18 protein-coding genes are annotated in these 19782 nt (G+C 59.9%); 10 read left to right on the top strand and 8 right to left on the bottom strand.

Features of this window, described 5'->3' with window-relative positions:
* Positions 1 to 11: 11 nt before the first annotated feature.
* Positions 12 to 4703 (top strand): sigma 54-interacting transcriptional regulator, encoded by a 4692-nt coding sequence (locus VLJ37_03735; protein HSA58773.1) that lies wholly within the window; start codon positions 12 to 14, stop codon positions 4701 to 4703.
* Between the two features lie 19 nt (positions 4704 to 4722).
* Here the strand turns inward: VLJ37_03735 and VLJ37_03740 are convergent, their stop codons facing one another.
* The 3 genes from VLJ37_03740 to VLJ37_03750 form a co-directional block, all read right to left on the bottom strand.
* Entirely contained in the window at positions 4723 to 5226 is a 504-nt protein-coding gene (locus tag VLJ37_03740) for a hypothetical protein (GenBank protein ID HSA58774.1), read from the bottom strand.
* Positions 5227 to 5302: 76 nt separating this feature from the next.
* Positions 5303 to 6352, bottom strand: coding sequence for an NAD(P)-dependent oxidoreductase (locus tag VLJ37_03745; GenBank protein HSA58775.1), 1050 nt, complete (start codon positions 6350 to 6352; stop codon positions 5303 to 5305).
* 22 nt (positions 6353 to 6374) lie between these two features.
* The gene (locus tag VLJ37_03750) at positions 6375 to 7394 is read right to left on the bottom strand and encodes an alpha/beta fold hydrolase (protein ID HSA58776.1); all 1020 of its coding nucleotides are present in this window, start codon (positions 7392 to 7394) and stop codon (positions 6375 to 6377) included.
* A gap of 24 nt (positions 7395 to 7418) precedes the next feature.
* On the opposite strand from VLJ37_03750, the gene VLJ37_03755 reads away from it, so the two are divergent.
* From VLJ37_03755 to VLJ37_03775, 5 genes are all read left to right on the top strand, one after another.
* Positions 7419 to 8420 carry an NAD-dependent epimerase/dehydratase family protein gene (locus VLJ37_03755; GenBank protein ID HSA58777.1) on the top strand — a complete coding sequence of 334 codons (1002 nt, stop codon included), beginning with the start codon at positions 7419 to 7421 and terminating at the stop codon, positions 8418 to 8420.
* A gap of 78 nt (positions 8421 to 8498) precedes the next feature.
* Positions 8499 to 8852, top strand: a complete 354-nt coding sequence (locus VLJ37_03760; protein ID HSA58778.1) for a PilZ domain-containing protein — start codon at positions 8499 to 8501, stop codon at positions 8850 to 8852.
* Between the two features lie 171 nt (positions 8853 to 9023).
* Positions 9024 to 9695 (top strand): deoxyribonuclease V, encoded by a 672-nt coding sequence (gene nfi, locus VLJ37_03765; protein ID HSA58779.1) that lies wholly within the window; start codon positions 9024 to 9026, stop codon positions 9693 to 9695.
* Between the two features lie 307 nt (positions 9696 to 10002).
* Positions 10003 to 10365: a hypothetical protein gene (locus tag VLJ37_03770; protein ID HSA58780.1), complete on the top strand. Its 363-nt coding sequence runs from the start codon at positions 10003 to 10005 to the stop codon at positions 10363 to 10365.
* A 21-nt stretch (positions 10366 to 10386) separates the two neighbouring features.
* Positions 10387 to 10728 (top strand): hypothetical protein, encoded by a 342-nt coding sequence (locus VLJ37_03775; protein HSA58781.1) that lies wholly within the window; start codon positions 10387 to 10389, stop codon positions 10726 to 10728.
* 30 nt (positions 10729 to 10758) lie between these two features.
* Here VLJ37_03775 and VLJ37_03780 read toward each other — a convergent pair whose 3' ends face one another.
* From VLJ37_03780 to groES, 3 genes are all read right to left on the bottom strand, one after another.
* Positions 10759 to 12492: a hypothetical protein gene (locus tag VLJ37_03780; GenBank protein HSA58782.1), complete on the bottom strand. Its 1734-nt coding sequence runs from the start codon at positions 12490 to 12492 to the stop codon at positions 10759 to 10761.
* Between the two features lie 63 nt (positions 12493 to 12555).
* Entirely contained in the window at positions 12556 to 14199 is a 1644-nt protein-coding gene (gene groL, locus VLJ37_03785; GenBank protein ID HSA58783.1) for a chaperonin GroEL, read from the bottom strand.
* Positions 14200 to 14227: 28 nt separating this feature from the next.
* Complete coding sequence (groES, locus tag VLJ37_03790; GenBank protein ID HSA58784.1) at positions 14228 to 14515, bottom strand: co-chaperone GroES; 288 nt, start codon at positions 14513 to 14515, stop codon at positions 14228 to 14230.
* A gap of 176 nt (positions 14516 to 14691) precedes the next feature.
* On the opposite strand from groES, the gene mnmE reads away from it, so the two are divergent.
* Genes mnmE through rsmG form a run of 3 tightly spaced genes read left to right on the top strand, consistent with a single transcriptional unit; the run spans position 14692 to position 18519 of the window.
* The gene (mnmE, locus tag VLJ37_03795; protein ID HSA58785.1) at positions 14692 to 16023 is read left to right on the top strand and encodes a tRNA uridine-5-carboxymethylaminomethyl(34) synthesis GTPase MnmE; all 1332 of its coding nucleotides are present in this window, start codon (positions 14692 to 14694) and stop codon (positions 16021 to 16023) included.
* Positions 16023 to 17888, top strand: a complete 1866-nt coding sequence (gene mnmG, locus VLJ37_03800) for a tRNA uridine-5-carboxymethylaminomethyl(34) synthesis enzyme MnmG (GenBank protein ID HSA58786.1) — start codon at positions 16023 to 16025, stop codon at positions 17886 to 17888. The genes mnmE and mnmG overlap by 1 nt, the downstream gene beginning before the upstream one ends.
* Positions 17872 to 18519: a 16S rRNA (guanine(527)-N(7))-methyltransferase RsmG gene (rsmG, locus tag VLJ37_03805; protein ID HSA58787.1), complete on the top strand. Its 648-nt coding sequence runs from the start codon at positions 17872 to 17874 to the stop codon at positions 18517 to 18519. The genes mnmG and rsmG overlap by 17 nt, the downstream gene beginning before the upstream one ends.
* Before the next feature lie 12 nt (positions 18520 to 18531).
* Here rsmG and VLJ37_03810 read toward each other — a convergent pair whose 3' ends face one another.
* A complete protein-coding gene (locus VLJ37_03810) occupies positions 18532 to 18657 on the bottom strand; it encodes a thrombospondin type 3 repeat-containing protein (GenBank protein ID HSA58788.1) in 126 nt (41 codons plus the stop codon).
* A 103-nt stretch (positions 18658 to 18760) separates the two neighbouring features.
* Positions 18761 to 19135 carry a hypothetical protein gene (locus VLJ37_03815; protein ID HSA58789.1) on the bottom strand — a complete coding sequence of 125 codons (375 nt, stop codon included), beginning with the start codon at positions 19133 to 19135 and terminating at the stop codon, positions 18761 to 18763.
* On the opposite strand from VLJ37_03815, the gene VLJ37_03820 reads away from it, so the two are divergent.
* Positions 19019 to 19771 carry a ParA family protein gene (locus VLJ37_03820; GenBank protein HSA58790.1) on the top strand — a complete coding sequence of 251 codons (753 nt, stop codon included), beginning with the start codon at positions 19019 to 19021 and terminating at the stop codon, positions 19769 to 19771. The genes VLJ37_03815 and VLJ37_03820 overlap by 117 nt on opposite strands.
* The last annotated feature ends 11 nt before the right edge of the window (positions 19772 to 19782 follow it).

Genomic DNA, 19782 nt, shown 5'->3' on the forward strand with positions numbered 1-19782 from the left:
CTCTCCCTAGGATGGAAAAGGGCCAATTCATCGATTCGAAATACGCGATCCACTCCGTTTTGGGTGCCGGGAGTTTCAGCGAGGTCTTCGTCGTCGACGGGCCGGGAGGACGGTCCGCCTTGAAGCTCCTCCGAAAGTCCTTGAGCGGGGGGCCTTCCGGGGAGGCGGTCGAAGATTTCAAGCACGAGTTCTCCATCTTAAAGGACCTGAACCACCCCAACATCTGCCGGATCCTGGACTTCGGCTTCGACCCAAGGCTCAAGCAGTACTATTACACCACCGAGCTCGTGGAGGGGAGGGACCTATTCGAGGCGACGGAGGGCAAGTCCGTCGACGAGATTCTCGAACTCTTCGTCCAGGCCCTCAGGGCCTTCAACTACCTTCATTCCTATAAGGTCCATCACTTCGACGTGAAGGCGGCGAACGTGTTGGTGACCAAGGGCGGACAAATCAAGGTCATCGACTTTGGACTGGCCTCCATCGATCCACGGGGGAAGATGATCGGGACGCCCTCCTACATGGCCCCCGAGATCATTGCGAAGGAAAGGCCGGACGCCCGGTCCGATCTCTATTCCCTGGGCGTCCTCTTCTATTCCTGCTTCACGCGTAAAAATCCCTTCCGCGGCAATTCTGTGCCAGAGACCTTGAAGAGACAGCAGACCGTGATCGCTCCTCCGGCCTCCTCCTCGAGGTCGGAAATCCCGGACTACGTGGACCGCATCCTGGCCAAACTGCTGGAAAAGAATCCCGCCAACCGCACCCAGAGGGCCGAGGAGGCCCTCCGCGAGATCAATTTTTATTCCCCCAAAAAGTTCGCGATGGAGACGCGCGAGACCCTGCTCTCGTATTTACCGGAAGAGGGGCGGCTGATCGGACGGAAGGGGGTCGGGGAGGCCTTCGATCGGGTCTTTGATCGGGTCTTCGACCCCGCTTCGCCGGACACGATGGGCTTTCTCATGCTCTTGGGAGAGGCCGGCATGGGCAAGAGCCGCCTCTTGAAGGATTTCAAATACGAGGCGCAGCTCAAGGGTGTTTCGGTCGAATCGGCCTCGGTCCGGAATCCCGAAGAAATCTCGGTTTGGCTGGATATGTTCCGGCGCCAGGCCACCGAGGGCCGCCCCACCGTTTTCCTCCTCGACGACATCGACCACTGGAAAGAGAACGACGAAGGCTTTCAGCAATTCCGCGGAGCGCTCGCGCGCCTGATCTTCGGCGATGCCTCCGGAGATTGGAGCGATCGGTTGCCGATGCTCTTCGCCGGCGCCGCCTCCTCCCGCGACTCTCTTCCGGCGGCGTTCTGGGAGGTCCTGCCGAAGGACAAATGGGAAACCCTCGATTTGGGGCCTTTCACGACCCAGGAGCTGAGGGAATACATCTCGTCCCTGACCGGCCTCGAGGACCCGCCGGCGGACCTCCTGATCGGTCTTGAGTCGCGCACGAGCGGAAACCCGCTGCTCGTGACGGAGCTCCTGCGCTCCCTGATCGAGAGCGGCGCCCTCTTCGACGCGGGTGGCCGCTGGAAAAAGACGACGTTCGAGGACCTGGGCGTGGACTTTTCCAATGCCCGTTTTTCCAGTGTGCTCGAGGAGCTCCTCTACGCGCGCTATGAAAAACTTCCTGGCGGGCTCAAGAAGGCGCTGGAAGTCATGGCCGTCGGCGGGCGTCTGCGGGCCGGCGAGATCACGAAGATGGCGGAGATCGAGGATCCGGCGCCTCTCCTGGAGATCCTCCTTTCGCGTGACTTGGTCGCCCGCGAAGAGCCCGGAGGGCGTTACCATCTCAAGAACGCGACACTCGCCGAGCTCATCGTCGAAAAACTGCCCGAAGACCGCCGGCGTTTTCTCAATGACCAGGCGGCCTCCCTCCATCCGGAGGGCTCCGAAACGAAACTCTTCCACGAAATCCGGGGGAGCGACCTCAACAGGGCGTACACGCTCTGTCTGGAAGCCGCCGAGCGGCGATTGCAGGAAGCGCACGGACGCGAGGCGGCCGAATTGTTCCGCTTCGCCCTGGCCCTGCCCGTTCGGCGATCGACGTCGCAAAACATCGAGCTACTTCTGAAGCTCGGCGAATCCTGCATGCTGGGGCTGGATTATGCGACGGCTCTGGAAACCTTCGGGCGCGTCGAGAAGGCCCTTTCGGAGGTCAAGAATCCCCTGGATAACGTCAACGACCGCGTCGACGCCCTGCTCAAGATCGGCGGCGTCTACCTGAAAATGGGGGAAATCGAAAAGGCCCGCGGGTCCCTGGAGTCGGCGCTCACGCTCCTCCGGTACCTCAAGGGCGATCTTGTCCGGGAACTCGTCGCCGAGAACTACCGCGGCGCGATCCTGCTCCAGGAGGGAAGGCTCGAGGAAGCCCGCCAAAGTTTTGAAAAGACGCGTCTCCGCTGGGAAAAGGAGCTTGCTCCCGAGGAGCGCCCGCGAGTGACCAACAACGACCTGGGCGTCGTCTATCTCCTGACGCAGCAATACTCGCAGGCGATGAAACAATTCCAGGCCGATCTTGAGGCCCATCGCGGTCTCGGTGACCGTCTCCTGTTGACGCGGACGCATTATCACCTGGGAGAAGCCTGTTTGGGACTCAAGGATTTCGCCGCGGCGGTCGAGCACTACCAGCTCGCAGCGAACCTCGCGCAGGAGCTCAAGAACACGGAGTTTCTCCTCCGCGCCTACAACGGTCTGGGCAACGCCTTTAATCTCATGGACCGGCCCGACGAGGCCGTCCGCTTCTACGAGCGCGGACTCGACCTCTGCGAGCGCACCGGCGACTTGCGGAGTCACGCGGGAATCCTGGTCAACATCGGCATCATTGAGGCGGCCCAGGGCCATTATGAGAAATCACTCCGCCACTTGGATCCCGCCGTCGCCTTTCTCAGGTCGCTGAAAACGAGGTTCGCCATCGACCGCCAGGTCTTGGTGCGCGCCCTCCTCGAGCAGGGGGACGTCTATCTCAAACAGAAGGATTGGAAACCCTCCGAGGACGCACTGCGTGAGGCGCTCCGGGTCTCCGAAGAAGGCGAGGGCGCGCAATCGCTCCGCTTTTGGGTTCTTTTGACTCTCGCCCAGCTTCTGCGCGGGAAGGGCGATGAGTCGGGCTTCCACAAACTCTTGCCCGAGCTCCGCAAATCGGCCCAATCGCAGGATGAGATCGAGCGAGTCGCGGCGCTGGTGCCGGCGCCGGCGGAGGGTTCCGACAAGACCGTCGTCCGGTCGTCGCCCCCCGTCTCCCAACCGTCAATCCACGCCCCTCAACCTGTTTCCGATGCCTCCCTCCCTCCGAGCCTGCGAGGCCGGCTCCTCGAGATTCACCGGGCCGTGAGCGCGGGAGAGGACCTCTCCCAGGTCTTCCATAAGGTTGTGAAGCTCGCGATCGAGGTCGCGGAGATGGAGGAGAGTGCGCTCCAGGAGCCATCCGCGAAGGAGGTGCAGAGCAAGCTCTCGGAGATGTCCTCCAAACTTGAGCAGTTCGAGAGCCTGATCCACGCGACGACCCGTCGCGATACGAAATACGAATACGGCGCCATCGTTGCGCGCTCCAAGCCCATGCTCGAGATCTTCCGCCTGCTCGACAAGATCACGGATACGGACCTGACGGCCTTCGTCCACGGCGAATCCGGCACCGGCAAGGAACTCATCGCCCGCGCCCTGCACGAAAACAGCGGGCGGTCCAAGAGCCGGTTCCTCGCCGTCAACTGCGGCGCGATCCCAGCCAACCTCATGGAGAGCGAGCTCTTCGGCTACAAGGCCGGCGCCTTCACCGGCGCGAACCGCGATAAAAAGGGCCTTTTCGAAGAGGCCGACGGAGGGACTCTTTTTCTGGACGAAGTCGCCGAGCTCGCGCACGAGCTTCAGGCCAAACTCCTTCGCGTCGTGCAGGAAGGGGAGTACTACCGCCTGGGCGACAACCGCCCGCTCAAGGCGGACGTGCGGATCGTGTCGGCCTCGAACAAGGACATCGAAAAGCTCTCCAAGGAGGGCAAGTTCCGCGAAGACCTCTATTACCGGCTCTGCCAGATCCGGATCGACCTGCCGGCCCTGCGGGAACGCCGCGAGGACATCCCGCTTTTGATCGATGCCTTCGTCCGCCAGGAGGCCGGAAAGCCGCTCAAGATCTCCTCGCGACTTTTGAAGGCGATGCTCGAGTACGACTGGCCCGGCAACATCCGGGAGTTGGAGAACGTTGTGAAGGTGGCGGTGGCCTTGGCGGAGAACGAGGTGATCGACGCCAAGTTGGTCCCGTCCAATTACGGCCTGGCGAAATACCTCTTGGCGATGAAGTCTTCCGCTCGGACCGGCGAAGCCGGATCCTCGCTTAAGTCGGGGAGAGATCCTGCTCTCTCCGCGACACCCCTCATCGATACCAGGAACCATTACGATCCCTCCAAGGGCTGGTACGACTATGAAAGGATCATCCTGGCCCAAGCCTATCGCTTAAACGGCTTCAATGCGAAGGAGACCGCATCCATGCTGGGTCTCGCGCCGGCGACCGTCTACAAGAAGGTCCGGGAGACCGGTTTGGCCGACAAGAACCACGCTCTTTATTCCGAGAATTTCCACTATGACCGCGAACGGAAGCTCGAGGACTACCTCAAACCCGTCTTCCGCGCCGCCCTCACCTACGCCGGCGACAAACCGTACACCGCCATCGCCAATCTGAAGGTCAGCCAGGGTTATTTCTATAAGGTGATGAAGGGGACGTAGGGGGGTGACCCCGTCCCCACTAGAATCGTTCCTTGCGCGACCACCAGAGCAGGCCCAATCCGATGGGGAGGATGGCGAGCGTCAGTGTGCCCGGGACCTTGCCGACGGGGGATTGAGGCAGAGGGACGGCCGTGTGGTTCAGGAACTGATCCATCGTCCCCACCAGCGTGTAGCGATCGCCGAGGGCGATGGGGATCGCGGCCGAGGCGGCCAGCAGGGCGATCATGAGCAGAATGGGATAGGCCTTGTGGATCTTGGCCGTCTCGAACTTCATGGCGAAGCCGGCGGCGTAGGCGACGAAGTAGAGGATGAAGATATAGGCGATCATCCACCCGGGTATATCGGCGTCCCGGGTGAAGTAATTGAACATCCAGTCGGGAGCGAGGCGGTAGGAGTAATAAACGAGCCCTGAAAAGAGGGCGACGACGAGCTTTCCCGAGAGATAGGCCCGCGTAAGGAACACGCTCTGCGTCGGCGTGCCCTTGACCCCGTACCCGAATAAGAAGCCGATGAGCAAGAGCACCGGCCAATCAATGATAAATGTTGGAATCGCCCCCTTTCAGAGGGCGAACACAAGGTTCGCCCCTACATGGCGGGCCTTATAACCCGAAATTCTCCCGATACCAAGGCAATGTTGCCTCGAGCCCCTTCTCGAACTCCGGATATTCGAACTGGAATCCCGTGCTTTTCAGCTTGGAGTTGTCGCAGACGTAGTCGACGCCGAAGTACTTGATGCTGTCCCTCTCGAACTTGGGCGGGCGCCCGCCGAAGATCTTCCACCGGAGTTTGCCCAACGCCGCAACGATCTGGAGGTTGAACCGCACGAGCCCCAACGGCATCGTCGGCAGCGCCTTGAAGGGCTTTCCGGTCAGTCGCGCCATCATCCGAAAGTATTCGACCGTCGTCGTCTTGCTATTGTCGTTGAGGTTATAGGACTCCCCGTCCGTCTGGGGGTGTTCCGCGAGAAAGAGGGCGGCCCGGCAGACGTCCCGCACGTGCACGGTCGGGATGCGGAACGTGAAATTCCTCGGAATCATCAGCTTCTTCATTGCCAGGGCGTCATGGATCATCTGTCCGCCGCCGTAAACCGCGCGCGGGCCGTAGACCGTCGTCGGGCGCATGGCCGAAAACCGCATTCCGTGCTGTTTGCAGAAGTCACGGACGAGGCACTCCTGCTCCCACTTGCTCTTGAGGTAGTTGTTTTGGGGCTCGATCGACGATTTTTCGGTGATGGGCAGATCCGCCGGTCCGCGCGGAAATCGGTAAACCCCGCCCGCCGCCCAAAGGACCATCTTCTTGAAGCTGGGGACCTTCTGGAGCAACTCCAAGAGGTGGCGCGTCCCCTCGACGTTGACGCGGTAGAGGATGTCCCAGGGCGCCGAATAGCTGAAGATGGCGGCGATGTGGAAGACGTACTCGACGTCATGCAGGATTTTTTCCAAGGTCTCGCGATTCGTGACGTCCGCCGGGATGAACTCGACGCCGCGCTTCTTGAGCACGCTCGGAAACCGGCCTGTCTTGATGTCGTCGTGGTCGTAGCTCTGGGCGAGGTCGGTCGCCCGGATCGTGTGCCCGGCCTCCGCCAGCACGTCCACCATGTGCGTGCCCATGAACCCGCAAGCTCCGGTGACGAGGCTGACTGGTGGCATCGGGACCTCCGTAATAGGGAACCTACTTCTGCTCCTGCTCCTGCATCCACTGCGCGATCACCGGAAACACCTCGCGCGGGGCGTTTTTCCCCAGCACCAGGTCCATGTGGCCGTATTCCGTCCGGCAGCCGGATTCGCGCGAGAATACCCGAAAGCGTTTTTTTTGGGAACTCATCTCTCGAAAGGCCAGGTGGACGTCCGGATAGGCGGTGAGGCCGTCGACGGACCCCGCGCAAACGAGAAAGGGGGCGCGGATGGACTTGAGATGGTCGCGATAACTGAAGGAATGGTCGAGGCTGCGAAAATGGTTGGTCCGGTACCAGTCGTGGAGCTGCAGGAAAAGGGCCGAGGAAACGTTCTCCACCGCCTTTTCAAGGCCCGTCTCCAGGACCTCCAAATCCACGTTGTCGGCGGCGTAGAAGAAGTTGTCCTCCAGGGGCGAAAGCCAGCGCGCGAACGGGACGCCCGCCTGGGCCAAGACCTTCATCGGCACGCAGGGCATCCTCTTGACCAGAGGGTCCACCTTGAGGAGGAATTTGATCAAGCCGATCTTGGACGAGGCGCTGACGGCGGCGCCGAGCGTCGTTCCGCTGGCGCAGACGGCGTCGCCCAGGGTCTCGATCGCGGCATAGACGAGGGTGCCCCCCAGGCTGTGTCCCACCCAATGGAGTTTTTTGTGCTTCGTCTTCTTTTGGATGTGATGGACGACGGCCGGCAGGTCTTTGAAGACGTAGTCGTCGAAGGTCCAATCCGTCCTGAGCGCGGTCATGGCGTTGGAGATCCAGCCGCGCTTACGGCTCCGCCCCGCGCCGCGGAGTTCCACGATCCAGGTGTCGAACCCGCGCGCATGCAGATTTTTTGCGAGGGAATAATGCGGGTTCGGAAAGTCGACGTCGAACCGGTTCGTCCCCAGGCCGTGAACGAGAAGGACGGGATGAAATTTTGACCGCGCCGGATAATGGTAGGTCGCCAATTTCCAGCCGTCCGGGGCGTCCACGTACTCCATCACCGCATTTTGCCGTCCCGCGTCGGAGCTTTTCATTTCACGGATCCCCTCGAATGAGATATGAGACTACTTAATATGCGCGCCTTCGTCACCGGGGCCAATGGATTTTTGGGGAGCCATTTGGTCGACCGTTTGCTGGAACGCGGCGACGAAGTCCACGTGCTCGTGCGCAAGACCTCCGATCTCCAATGGCTCCTCGGAAAAGACGTCCAGTTTCATTACGGCGACGTGTCCGGCGACGGCAAGGGGTTACGTGAAGGGCTGGAAGCTGCCGAAGTCCTCTTCCACGTCGCCGGTATCCTCCGGGCGAACCGGCCTCAAACCTACTACGAAGTGAACGCCCAGGGCACGGCGAATCTCCTCCAGACCTGTCTCGAGGCGCGTCCGGACATCCGGCGGGTCGTCGTCGTCACGAGCCTTGCCGCCCACGGACCCAATCCCGGCGACGGGATGGCGCGCGAGGACGATGAGTGCCATCCCATCGGCGATTACGGAAAGAGCAAGCGGGACGAGGAGTTGATCGCCTTGAAATACGGCGATCGTCTGCCCATCACGATCGTCCGCCCTCCCGCCATCTATGGACCGCGCGACGACCAGATCCTCGCCTTTTTCCGGATGGTGCGGCGCGGCCTCGCCCTTCTTCCGGGCAATGGCAAGGGGATTCTCAACATGACGCACGTGCAGGACGTCGTCAGCGGCATGCTGCTCGCCGCGGAGCACCCGAAGGCGGCCGGGGAAATCTTCTTTATCGGGGACGACAAGAACCACACCTGGGAGGAGGCCGCGGAGGCGATCGCCGGGGCGCTGGAGCGGAAGGCGTTAAAGCTGCGCGTACCCGGGGCTTTTGTCTATTTGGTCTGTGGCGCGGCGGAGGCGCTGGGAAGGCTTGCGCGAAGGACCTTCGCGCTCAACCTTGCCTATGCGAAGAATTTTCTTCAGCGCAATTGGGCGATGGACGTTTCGAAAGCGGTGCGTCTGTTGGGTTACCGGCCGGCATTTTCGCTCGCCGCCGGCGCGAAGGACGCCGCGCAATGGTATGTTGAGGAGGGTTGGCTCAAATAGTCCGAAATAAGTCGCAACCTTTTGTCGTCGATTCCGAATCAGGCGGTGCAGGGCAGGGCAAACGGACAGGGGGGCAACGTGGAAAGACGAAAGTTTCCACGCCAGGACGTGCGGGGCACGCCGTTAAAGGCGACGCTGGTCCTTAGTGGGGGATCGCTACTCAACAGGAATTCCTTCAACGCGGTGGAAATAGAAACGCATCCCATCGACCTCAGCCGGGGCGGGATGTCGCTTTCACTGGGCCTCGACACCGTCTGGGCCACCTTCTACCCGGAACGGGAAGTGGACCTTCATTTGGACTGCGGAGGTGATTCCGGCTCCCACGTTCGCGCCCGCGTCGTGCGTATCGAGGCCGGCGACCAGGTGTTGGGACTGGAGTTTGTCTCTCCTTTGGGAGATGAGTCCCCCTTTCTTCAACCTTTGCTCAACTGACGTCTTGTCAAACCGGCTCTGATCGCGTTACGAAGCCCTCTACACCCTACGGGTGCGATTCAGTCATTTAATCATTGAGGTGTGAAACGTGTACAAGAAAACCAAGATGGCCCGCCGGAAGCGCCGCAAGAAGGCGGGCAAGAAGATCCGCAGCCTCCGTTACCGCGGTTAATGGTCATTCCTGAGCTTCACCGCTGGGACCTCCCTCCAAGGGATGCGATCGACCTCCAGACCCAATTGGCCTCCCGCATTGTCCTTAAGGACGAACCTGGGGAGATTCGCACCGTCGCCGGCGCGGATTTGTCAATCGACACGCGTAGTGGCACGGGCTACGGCGGGGTGATCGTCTTCGAGTTCCCGAGTTTGCGCGAGATCGAACGGGTCTCCGCCACGGGTCCTCTGACGTTTCCTTACATCCCCGGCCTGCTTTCCTTTCGGGAGGGTCCAATCCTGCTCAAGGCCTTTGAAAGACTGACAAATACGCCGGACGTGCTCCTCTTTGACGGCCAAGGCATCGCCCATCCGAGGCGCTTGGGGATCGCCAGCCATCTAGGTCTCATCCTGAACCGGCCGTCCATTGGCTGCGGCAAGTCCCTCCTGTGCGGAAGGTATCAAGAGCCGGGACCTTCTAAAGGAGATACCTCCCCCTTGGAGGATAACGGCGAGGTCGTCGGGACCGTCTTAAGGACAAGGGACCGGGTCAAACCCGTCTTTGTCTCACCGGGGCATCGCATCAGCCCTGCGAGGGCCGTCAAAATCATCCTCCAATGTACGGATGGTTACCGGATCCCCAAGCCGACCCGGCTTGCGGATCACTTCGTTGGATCCATAAAAAGACCATAATTCCAAGGAGTTGAGTTTTTCTGTGGGGTTTTTTGAAAATAATTGATCGAAGTCCACAACTTTTGTTTTCAATGGCCGATAACCATTCTTGGAGTGAATGACCCGAAATCCATGGAGGGACTGGGGTCAAAAAACCCCGGATTTGGGGGACGGTGACGGGAAAGCCGACAGTTCTTCCAAGGGGTCATAAAGAGGGTGTTCTTAGAAAATATTGTTAAATCAAGTAGTTAGAGACACGCAACTCGAGAGGGTGGTCCTGCCGAATAATGGCAGGAAGATTGCTTGCAATATAACTTAGGGAGGCCCCATGAACGTCGCTCAGGCAACGAATCGGTTGAACATGATTGTTAAGAGTGGTGGGCCGCAGGCGGAAGCCGCTCGGGAGATCTTGAATGGGCGTTCCGAGGGCGGTGCCTACGCCAGCGATTCTGCTTTCATCGCAGCCGTCGAAGGGCTTCCCTCCCGCTTTGGCGGAGATGCCGCGACGGGCCTGAATAGTCGCGTCGCCTTGTTCCGCGACGCCCCTGTTTCAAGCCAGTCTCTGACACCCAATCAGTCCGCCTTCGTCGACTATGTGGTTATGGGAGTCAATTTGAGTTTTGAAAATTCGGACGCCCGTGGACCTGCCGTGCTTGGCACCGCCGAACGGCTTCCTGGAGTATTAGCCTAATAAGGGCTGGGGGAGAGCAAAATGACGCTGAATGAACTCATCATTAAGCATCCGCAACTGAAGTTTCTTAAACATTCCCCGAAGATCCAATCGCTTTCGCCCGAGAAACAGGCGTTCTTGGCAGAAATGATCGAGGATGCCATGTTTTGGGTGGATCTTGAGAAGAAGCCGAATTCCGGCGATGGGTTCAAGTTTCTAGCAGCTAGTTACGGCTTGGAAAACGCCCAGGAGGAGGCCAATTCCAAGGGCCTCGAAGGCAAGGAGCGCGAAAAGTTCCTCCGCCCCCACCAAGACCTCTTTACGATGTTCAATCCTTATTCCGGCAACGGCCGCGAGACCCAGAAGGCCCCGGGTTCTAAGTAGTAAGGGCGAACCTCGTGTTCGCCCGTTCCTCTAGAAATCCACGATCATATTCGTCCGCACGCCCCACACCCAATTCGCCCCGTCGAAGGGTATGACGTTCACTTGGGCCAGATTGGTTGGGTTGAAGATCTCCACTTCGACGTCATAGGCCGGGCCCGGCATCATGAAACCAGCGGTCAGGTCGAAGAGGAAGCGCTCAAAGAAACGCGACTGAAAGTTCGCGTCCGCCTCCCAGCCATACCACTTGTTGGAATTTACGACCCGAGGCAGGTCGGCAAAGCCGGTGAGTTCCGCGAAGTCGATGTCAAAGTTGTTGGAAGGCGCCCAGGCGGTGATGAACTTGAGCCCGGCCTTCGTGTTGCTGGCCGCGGGTACGAGCGACGTCATGTCGATGTTGTGCATGTAGCCCAAGGCCGCGTAGGCGGCGTTGTTGATGTAATTGCCGGTGACCGGCACGGCGCCCACCAATTGGCGGCTCCCCGCTCCGCTGCCATTGGCTTGCGTGACGCGGGGCGAAGAACCCAGGGGCGCATGGAACATCAAGAGGGCGATCTGGTAATCCGGCCGAAAGCCGAACTGGGTGATGCGCGAAGAGAGTGGTTGGCGATCCCCGGAGGCGTATCCGCCCTGGAACAGGAAGGAGCCCCACCGGTAGTTGGCCTCAAACTCCGCCGCCGCCATGTGCACCAGGAGGTCATTCTGGGCCGGCATCTCGATGGGTCCGCGCGCGTTGGACGGCAGGTTGTTGAAGGCGATGGCGTCGATCACCAGCCCCGTCGAGATCTTTCCGGAGAGGAGGGCGTATTCCCCGCGGAACCGGTAGGGGCCGCGCTTGTACTCGCCGTAGACGTCCGTGAAATAGAGCAGCGTGTCGCCGTCATTTCCCGCGGCGCGCAGGTCCGAGAGCTGAAAGTTGCCGTTGCCGTCGAGAATGGGATCGCCGTTGGCGTCCACGAGGATCTGACGGGCCTGGGTCGTCGTGTTGCCTTCCTTGCCGTTCCGGTAGCGGATGCCGGAGAACGTACCCAGCGTCAGGTCCTTGAAGTCCCAGAGGACGAGGCCGGCGAATTGCCGCGTGTCTTCCGCCGGCCCGGTGATCGCCTTGCCGAGTCCGCTGATTCTTGGGTCTTCCTGCTTGGTGAACGTGAAATCGGCCACCGCACCGAAACTCAAATTCCCGAACTTCTTCGTCTCGAGGGAGGCGAGGTAAAGGATGCGGTCGAAGGTGTCGCCGAAGTCGTCGTTGTACCCGTTGCCGTCGTTCTGGAAGATGCCCAATCCGACGTGCGAAGGCTGGCGGCCGATCCGGAATTTGCCGCCTGGGGTCAAAATGTCCATGTAGGCGCGGCGGACGTTCAAGGCCTTGTTTTCGCCTGCCTCGCCGCCGGTCACGCCCAAGGCGCCGCCGGCGCCGGGGAGCTGGATGGTTCCGACGATGGGAGAAAGGAAATCGATGTTCTTCGTCTCCTTGGTGCCGGCGATGACGTTGTCCAGGACGTCGAAAGTGGCGTGGAGCGAGATGTTGTCGTTCACCTTCAGGATAGGTTCGACACGAAGCCTTTCCTGGACGAAGAGGATCGACCCGAAGCGGTCGTTGTCGCCCAGCCCGCCTTGATTGACGCCGGCGTTCGGGCGTTGGGTGTCGAGGTCATGGTAGTAGACGAGGCGGTTCCTGAGATAGCCGGTGGCCGTGATGTCAAAGGCCTCCGCTCCGACCGGAATCGCCAGTAAAACCGCCAAGAGAAAAAGAAAAGGGGCGATCAAGGTTTGGGCATAATACCCTGTCGCCCCTTTTCGGTCAATTAATTCGAGCGGTTACGACGCTATTTACATCATGCCGCCCATGCCGCCCATGCCGCCACCGCCGCCGGGCATCGAAGGACCCTTCTCCTTCTCATCCGGTTTTTCGGCGACCATGGCCTCCGTCGTCAGAAGGAGCGACGCGACGCTCGCGGCGTTTTGAAGCGCCGAGCGCGTGACCTTGGTCGGGTCGATGATGCCGGCCTTGAGGAGGTCCTCGAACTTTCCGGTGTCCGCGTTGAAGCCGTAGGACCCGGTGTTCTTTTTAATCTCGTCGACAATGACGGCGCCTTCGTAGCCGCCGTTTTGGGAGATCCAGCGGGTGGGTTCCTCGAGCGACCGGCGGATGATGTCCACGCCGAACTGTTCAACCGAGTTGAGCTTGAGCTTCTCGACCGCCGGCAGGCAGCGAATGAGGGCCACGCCGCCGCCGGGAACGATGCCTTCTTCCACCGCCGCGCGGGTCGCGTGCAAGGCGTCTTCCACGCGGGCCTTCTTTTCCTTCATTTCGGTTTCGGTCGCGGCGCCGACGTTGATGACCGCGACGCCGCCGACGAGCTTCGCCAACCGTTCTTGGAGCTTTTCCTTGTCGTAATCGGAGGTCGTCTCCTCGATCTGGGCGCGGATCTGCTTCACCCGGCCTTCGATCGCCGCCTTCTTGCCGCCGCCGTCGACGATCGTTGTGTTGTCCTTATCGATCGTGACTCTCTTGGCGCGACCCAGGTTTTCCAGCCGGACGTCCTCGAGCTTTTTGCCAAGCTCTTCGGCCAGGAGCTCGCCGCCCGTGAGGATCGCGATGTCTTCCAGCATGGCCTTGCGGCGGTCGCCGAAGCCCGGGGCCTTCACGGCCGCGCATTGGAGAGTGCCGCGGAGCTTGTTGACGACCAAGGTGGCCAAGGCCTCACCCTCGATGTCTTCCGCGATGATGAGGAGCGGACGGCCCGCGCGCGCGATCGCTTCCAAGACCGGCAGAAGCTCCTTCATGGAGCTGATCTTCTTCTCATGAATCAGGATGTAGGGGTCCTCGATCACGCACTCCATGCGCTCCGGATCCGTGACGAAATACGGGGAAAGATAGCCGCGGTCGAACTGCATGCCTTCGACGACGTCCAAGGTCGTGTCCATCGACTTGGCCTCTTCGACTGTGATCACGCCTTCCTTGCCGACCTTGTCCATGGCCTCGGCGATGATCTTGCCGATCGTCTCGTCATTGTTGGCGGAAATGGTTCCGACCTGGGCGATCTCCTTCGGGTCCTTCGTCTGCTTGGAGAGCTTCTTCAGCTCCTCCACCGCCGCCGCGACGGCCTTTTCGATGCCGCGCTTGAGAGCCATCGGGTTGTGACCCGCGGAAACCATCTTCATCCCCTCGCGGTAGATGGCTTGGGCCAGGACGGTCGCCGTCGTGGTGCCGTCACCGGCGACATCGGACGTCTTCGAAGCGACCTCCTTCACCATCTGCGCGCCCATGTTCTCAAACTTGTTCTCGAGCTCGATCTCCTTGGCGACCGAGACGCCGTCCTTGGTGATCGTCGGCGAGCCGAACGATTTTTCGAGGATGACGTTGCGGCCCTTGGGACCCAACGTGACCTTCACCGCGTCGGCCAGGACGTTCACGCCGCGCAGGATCGACTCGCGGGCCTTTTGGTCAAAAATAATCTCTTTCGCTCCCATAGGATTCTCCTTTTGTCGTTAGATGAAATTATGCTTCGAGGACGCCGAGGATTTCGTCTTCCTTCAGGATCAGGTGTTCCTCGCCGCCGATCTTCACTTCGTTGCCCGAATACTTGCTGAAGAGGATTCGGTCACCGGCCTTGACGTCCAACGGAATGACCTTGCCGTCTTCCAACCGGCCCCTCCCGACGGCGACGACCTTGCCTTCCTGCGGCTTTTCCTTTGCCGAGTCGGGGATGATGATGCCGCCCCTGGTCTTCTCCTCTTCAAGCACTCGCTTGATGAGGACCCGGTCGTGCAAGGGGCGAATCTTGATTTTTTTGTCGTTCTTGTCGGCCATGACGAAAACCTCCTTAAAAATTAATGGATTATAAAGCTTCGAGAAGCGGACGCAATATATGCACTCGACCCTTCGTGTCAAGGGGGATGCCTCGAAAATCGCACTGGAAAAGGGTCAGGGGGGAGCGTTAGTAAAGCCCCCTTTGGAAAACCATGAGAACGTCTGATGAAATTGCGGCGATCGCGACTCCGCCTGGAAACGGAGGGGTGGGAATCATCCGGATCTCCGGTTCGAGGGCCTTGGACGTCCTCGAAGTTGTTTGGGAGGGATCCGTCCGCCCCTCGGAGTTCGAGCCCCGCCGGGTCTACGTCGGCAGGATCGCCTTTGATCAGGTCCTCGCCTTCTTCCTAAAGGCCCCCTCCTCCTATACGGGCGAAGATGTCGTGGAGGTCCAGGCGCATGGGGGGCGACGGGGTCTGGAGCTCCTCTTGGAACGAATCCTCAAGGCCGGTGCCCGGATGGCCCACCCGGGGGAATTCACAAAGCGGGCCTTCCTGAACGGACGGATGGACTTGGCCCAGGCCGAGGCCGTGGCCGACCTGATCGCCGGCGCGAGCGAACGGGCCGTGGTCCTCGCCGGGCGCCAGCTCGAGGGGAGGCTTTCCGAATACGTCGGCAAGCTCCGGAACGAGATCAAGGTCATGAGGGCCCAGATGGAGGCCCGGATCGACTTTCCGGAGGACGAAGACGTCCAGGGCCTCCGCTACGAAGAGGTCTTGGAGCGTCTGGCGAGCCTCAAGGTTCGCATCGAATCCCTTCTCGCGAGCTATGAAGAAGGCCGTTATCTCCGAGAAGGCGTCCGCGTCGCAATCGTGGGCAAGCCCAATGCCGGCAAATCCAGCCTCTTCAATGCCCTGGTCGGCGATGATCGGGCCATCGTCCACCCCATGCCCGGGACCACGCGGGACACGGTCGAGGAGGTTTTGGACCTGGAGGGGCTGGCCATCCGCTTCATCGATACGGCGGGCATCCGGCCCGGCGAGGACGGTGTCGAGGCCGAGGGCATCCGTCGATCACGCCAAAAGATCGATCAGGCGGATCTCTCCCTTTTTGTCTTGGATTCGAGCCGTCCTTGGGACGTCCAAGACGACCGGGTCCAGGAGCTGATTGGAGGCCGCCGGGCCCTGACCGTCTTCAACAAGACGGACCTGTCCCCCGCCTTTGATCCGCCGAAGGACGCGATCCGCGTCAGCGCGAAAACGGGCGAAGGGGTCGAGGGGCTTAAGAAGGCCATGGCGGCGGTCTTCTCGGAACGGACGGGACATGCCGACGTCATCCTGACCAATCTCCGCCACCGGGACGCCCTCCTGAAGGGTGCGGAGGCCCTGGAGAGGGTCGGCGACGGTGCGCGGGCGGCGATGTCCCTGGAGCTTCTCGCGGCGGATCTTGCGATCGCCATGAATGCCTTGGGCGAGGTCACGGGCGAGGTGACGAACGACGAAATCCTGGGTGAAATCTTTTCAAAGTTTTGTATTGGTAAATGATGAGCACCTATGACGTCATTGTGATCGGGGCCGGGCATGCCGGCTGTGAGGCGGCGCTGGCCGCCGCGCGCATGGGGTGCGCCACGCTCCTGGTCACGTCGAACGCCGACAACATCGCCCAGATGAGCTGCAACCCCGCGATCGGCGGCATCGGCAAGGGTCACCTGGTCCGCGAGGTCGACGCGCTCGGCGGCGAAATGGGCCGGGTCGCCGACGCGACCGGAATTCATTTCAAGCGTCTCAATACCAACAAGGGACCGGCGGTCCGCGGGAGCCGTTGCCAGTCGGACCGTCTCCTCTACAAGCGGCGCATGCAGGAAGTCCTCCGGAACCAAGCCAATCTGACGATTCATGAAGGAATGGTCGATGAGATTTTGACGCGGGAAAACCGTGTGGAGGCCGCCATTCTTGATGATGGGACGAAAACCATGACGCGTTCCGTGGTTGTTTGCACGGGGACCTTCCTCCGTGGGCTGGCGCACACGGGGACGAACCGCACGCCTTGCGGACGCCGCGGCGATCGCCCTTCCGAAAGGCTTTCCGAGAGTTTTCTTAAGCTCGGTTTCGAGATCGGCCGGCTCAAGACCGGAACGCCTCCCCGGCTCTTCGGCCGGAGCATCCGGTTCGATCGGCTCGAGGTTCAATGGGGCGATGCGCGCCCTTCCCGTTTCAGCTTTTCGCCGACCCGGATCGAACAGCCGCAGGTCGCTTGTTTCATCACGCATACGTCGCCGGACACGCACGCGATCATTCGGGAGAATCTCCACAGGTCGCCGATGTATTCGGGAGTCATCCAATCCACGGGGCCGCGTTACTGTCCGTCCATCGAAGACAAGATCGTCAAGTTCGCCGACCGGGAAAGGCACCAGATCTTTTTGGAACCCGAAGGCCTTGGGCATCCGGAATGGTATCCAAATGGAATTTCAACCAGCCTGCCGGAGGATGTCCAGCTCGCCTTTCTGCAGACGATTCCCGGCTTGGAGGACGTGAGGATTTCCAAGCCGGGTTATGCGATCGAGTACGATTATGTCCCCCCCACCCAGCTCGATCCGACGCTCGAGACCAAGAGGATCAAAGGTCTCTTTCACGCAGGCCAGATCAACGGCACGACGGGATATGAGGAAGCGGCGGCTCAGGGCCTCATCGCCGGGATCAATGCGGCGCTGCAGGTTCAGGACAAGTCACCCCTCGTTTTCGATCGGTCCCAGGCCTACCTGGGTATCATGACCGATGACCTGGTGACGCGCGGCGTCATGACCGAGGGACAGGCGGAGCCCTATCGCATGTTCACGTCACGTGCGGAATATCGCCTGGCCTTGCGTGAGGACAACGCCGATCTGAGGCTCCGGCGGGTGGGTCATGACCTCGGGCTCGTCCCTAGAGACGAGTACCGTCGATTTTGCCGCAAGCTCGCGGCCATAGAAAATCTCCGCGGTTTGATCGCCTCTCGTCGCGTTCAAGGAACCCCTCTCGATGTTATGTTGAAGAGGCCGGAGGTCTCGGGGTCTTCCTTGGTTGAGACATATCTGCCGGACTTTTTGGAATCCTCATTCTTTCAGGCCCTTGATCCGGCGCAGAGGGAAGAAGTCATCGAACAGGTCGAGATCCAGTCGAAGTATGAAGGTTACCTAGGCCGCCAAGAAGACGAGATCCGGCGGTTTCAAAGAATGGAATCCATGAAGATTCCAGCGTGGTTTGCCTATCAAGAGATCCCCGGCCTCTCCCGAGAGATCGTTGAGAAGCTGACAAGGGTTCAACCCCTATCGCTGGGTCAGGCTGGTCGGGTGCCCGGTGTGACTCCGGCCGCCCTTTCTATTCTAATGGTCTATCTTCATCGTTCTTCCGCCCATGTTGTCACCCATTGACCTTTACCGCCAACACGAACCGGGCTTTGAACGGTATCAAGCCCTTCTCTTGAAATGGAATGAAAAGATCAACCTGACAGCCATCACGGATCCTGCTGAGATCCTCGATAAGCATTTTCTTGATTCGCTCGCCATCCTACCAGCCCTTTCTCGCTGGCTCCCAAATGTTTCACGTGAAACATTTTTCCCAGAAGCGTTACGAATTGCCGTATTGGATATTGGATCAGGCGCCGGTTTCCCAGGCCTTCCCCTCAAGATCGTGGCTCCCCATGTTGAATTGACTCTCGTGGATTCCGTTAAAAAGAAATGCGATTTCCTCAAGGAGGTCGTCCGGACCCTGGGACTCGAATCCGTGCAGGTCCTTCATCAGACGCTCAAGGGCCAGACAATAGGGCCATACGATCTTATTCTGACGAGGGCGACCTTTGACCTAAAGAGCTATTTGGAATTGGCGTTCCCGAATCTCAAGCCCGGCGGAAGGATCGTCGCAATGAAGGGGGCGGAATGCGCCCAAGAATTGAAAGATTCGGAGGGAGTCTTAGAGAAACTGGGCCTCCGTCCTTGGGAGAGCAGTCCTTACGAGATCCCTGTTTCCAAGGCACCTCGTCAGCTTCTCATGACGCGTCTTTAGGATGGTTCATGACTAGAGGTCGGCGCAGGCGTCGCCGATCCCATCGGCATCCTGATCCGCCTGATCCAAATTAGGGACCGTCGGACAGTTATCCAAGGAATCCGGGATCGAATCGGCATCGACATCGTCCGTACTCAACTTTGTTCCATCAATGATGCGACCGTCTCCCGAGGGACCGTCTGAAGGCGTTCCGGCGAGCTCCGTTGGAACGTCTTGGTCAAGGGAGTCGATCCCAGCCGTTTCATTGCATGCAGAAATCGATGTAGTTGCGAGAAGAAGGAGGAGGAGCGAGGTAAGTTTCATTTTCATAAGACGGCCTCCGTGAGACTGCCCCCTCAGTACCAAAAGTATCGGAGGGGAAGAGTGCTCCAGTTGTCCCCCTCAAATTCTGTTTCACGTGGAACATTTTTCTTGCCTTGACCGTTTCAACTGGCCTATTCTGCGAAAAATTAAGGTGTAAATGGCTGTAATTATTGGATTTTGCAATCAAAAGGGTGGTGTGGGCAAGACCACGACCGCCATTAATCTTGCCGCCTCGGTCGCGGCGGCGGAGAAAAGGACCCTCGTCGTCGATTTTGACCCCCAATCCAATGCGAGCAGCGGGCTTGGAATCCATAAAAACTCAATAGATTCAAACTCTTATACGCTTTTGCAAGGCAAGGGTGGAGTTCAGCCCACCAAGACCTGCTTGGAGTATTTGGATATCATTCCCGGGACGTCGGATCTGGTTGGGGCGGAGGTCGAGCTCGTCGCCCAGGTCGGGCGTGAGTTCCGGCTCAAGAAAAAACTCGAACCCCTCCTCAAGGACTATGAGTACATCTTTGTCGATTCGCCGCCGTCGCTGGGCCTTCTGACCCTCAATGTCCTGACGGCCGCCAACCTCCTCATCGTTCCCGTTCAATGCGAGTACTACGCTCTGGAGGGACTGGCCGATCTCACGCGGACCATTGAACTCGTCCAAAATTCTCTCAATCCGCACCTCAAGATCGCGGGCATTCTCCTCACCATGTATGACGCCCGTAACAATCTCGCCCATGAGGTGGAGGGTGAGATTCGAAAGCATTTTGGGGATCTGGTCTACCGGACGGTCGTGCCGCGGAATGTCCGGCTCTCGGAGGCGCCCAGCCACGGCAAGCCGGTGCTCCTCTACGATGTCAAGTCCAAGGGGGCCCAAACCTATCTCGAACTGGCCCAGGAATTTTTGGAAAGAATCTCAAACATCGCGCCCGCGGCCGCCGTGCGGGTCGCGTAAACCCAAGGAGG

Source organism: bacterium (assembly GCA_035454885.1).
Lineage (GTDB): Bacteria > UBA10199 > UBA10199 > JACPAL01.

Bases quoted from the DNA above. Each gene is read 5' to 3' on its own strand.
- VLJ37_03745 (HSA58775.1), bottom strand. From the start codon at position 6,352: ATGCCACCAGTCAGCCTCGTCACCGGAGCTTGCGGGTTCATGGGCACG.
- VLJ37_03775 (HSA58781.1), top strand. From the start codon at position 10,387: ATGACGCTGAATGAACTCATCATTAAGCATCCGCAACTGAAGTTTCTT.
- mnmE (HSA58785.1), top strand. From the start codon at position 14,692: ATGAGAACGTCTGATGAAATTGCGGCGATCGCGACTCCGCCTGGAAAC.
- VLJ37_03770 (HSA58780.1), top strand. From the start codon at position 10,003: ATGAACGTCGCTCAGGCAACGAATCGGTTGAACATGATTGTTAAGAGT.
- VLJ37_03815 (HSA58789.1), bottom strand. From the start codon at position 19,135: ATGGATTCCAAGCCCGCTGCTCGCATTGGATTGGGGGTCAAAATCGAC.
- VLJ37_03755 (HSA58777.1), top strand. From the start codon at position 7,419: ATGAGACTACTTAATATGCGCGCCTTCGTCACCGGGGCCAATGGATTT.
- nfi (HSA58779.1), top strand. From the start codon at position 9,024: ATGGTCATTCCTGAGCTTCACCGCTGGGACCTCCCTCCAAGGGATGCG.
- VLJ37_03735 (HSA58773.1), top strand. From the start codon at position 12: ATGGAAAAGGGCCAATTCATCGATTCGAAATACGCGATCCACTCCGTT.
- groL (HSA58783.1), bottom strand. From the start codon at position 14,199: ATGGGAGCGAAAGAGATTATTTTTGACCAAAAGGCCCGCGAGTCGATC.
- VLJ37_03750 (HSA58776.1), bottom strand. From the start codon at position 7,394: ATGAAAAGCTCCGACGCGGGACGGCAAAATGCGGTGATGGAGTACGTG.
- rsmG (HSA58787.1), top strand. From the start codon at position 17,872: ATGTTGTCACCCATTGACCTTTACCGCCAACACGAACCGGGCTTTGAA.
- mnmG (HSA58786.1), top strand. From the start codon at position 16,023: ATGAGCACCTATGACGTCATTGTGATCGGGGCCGGGCATGCCGGCTGT.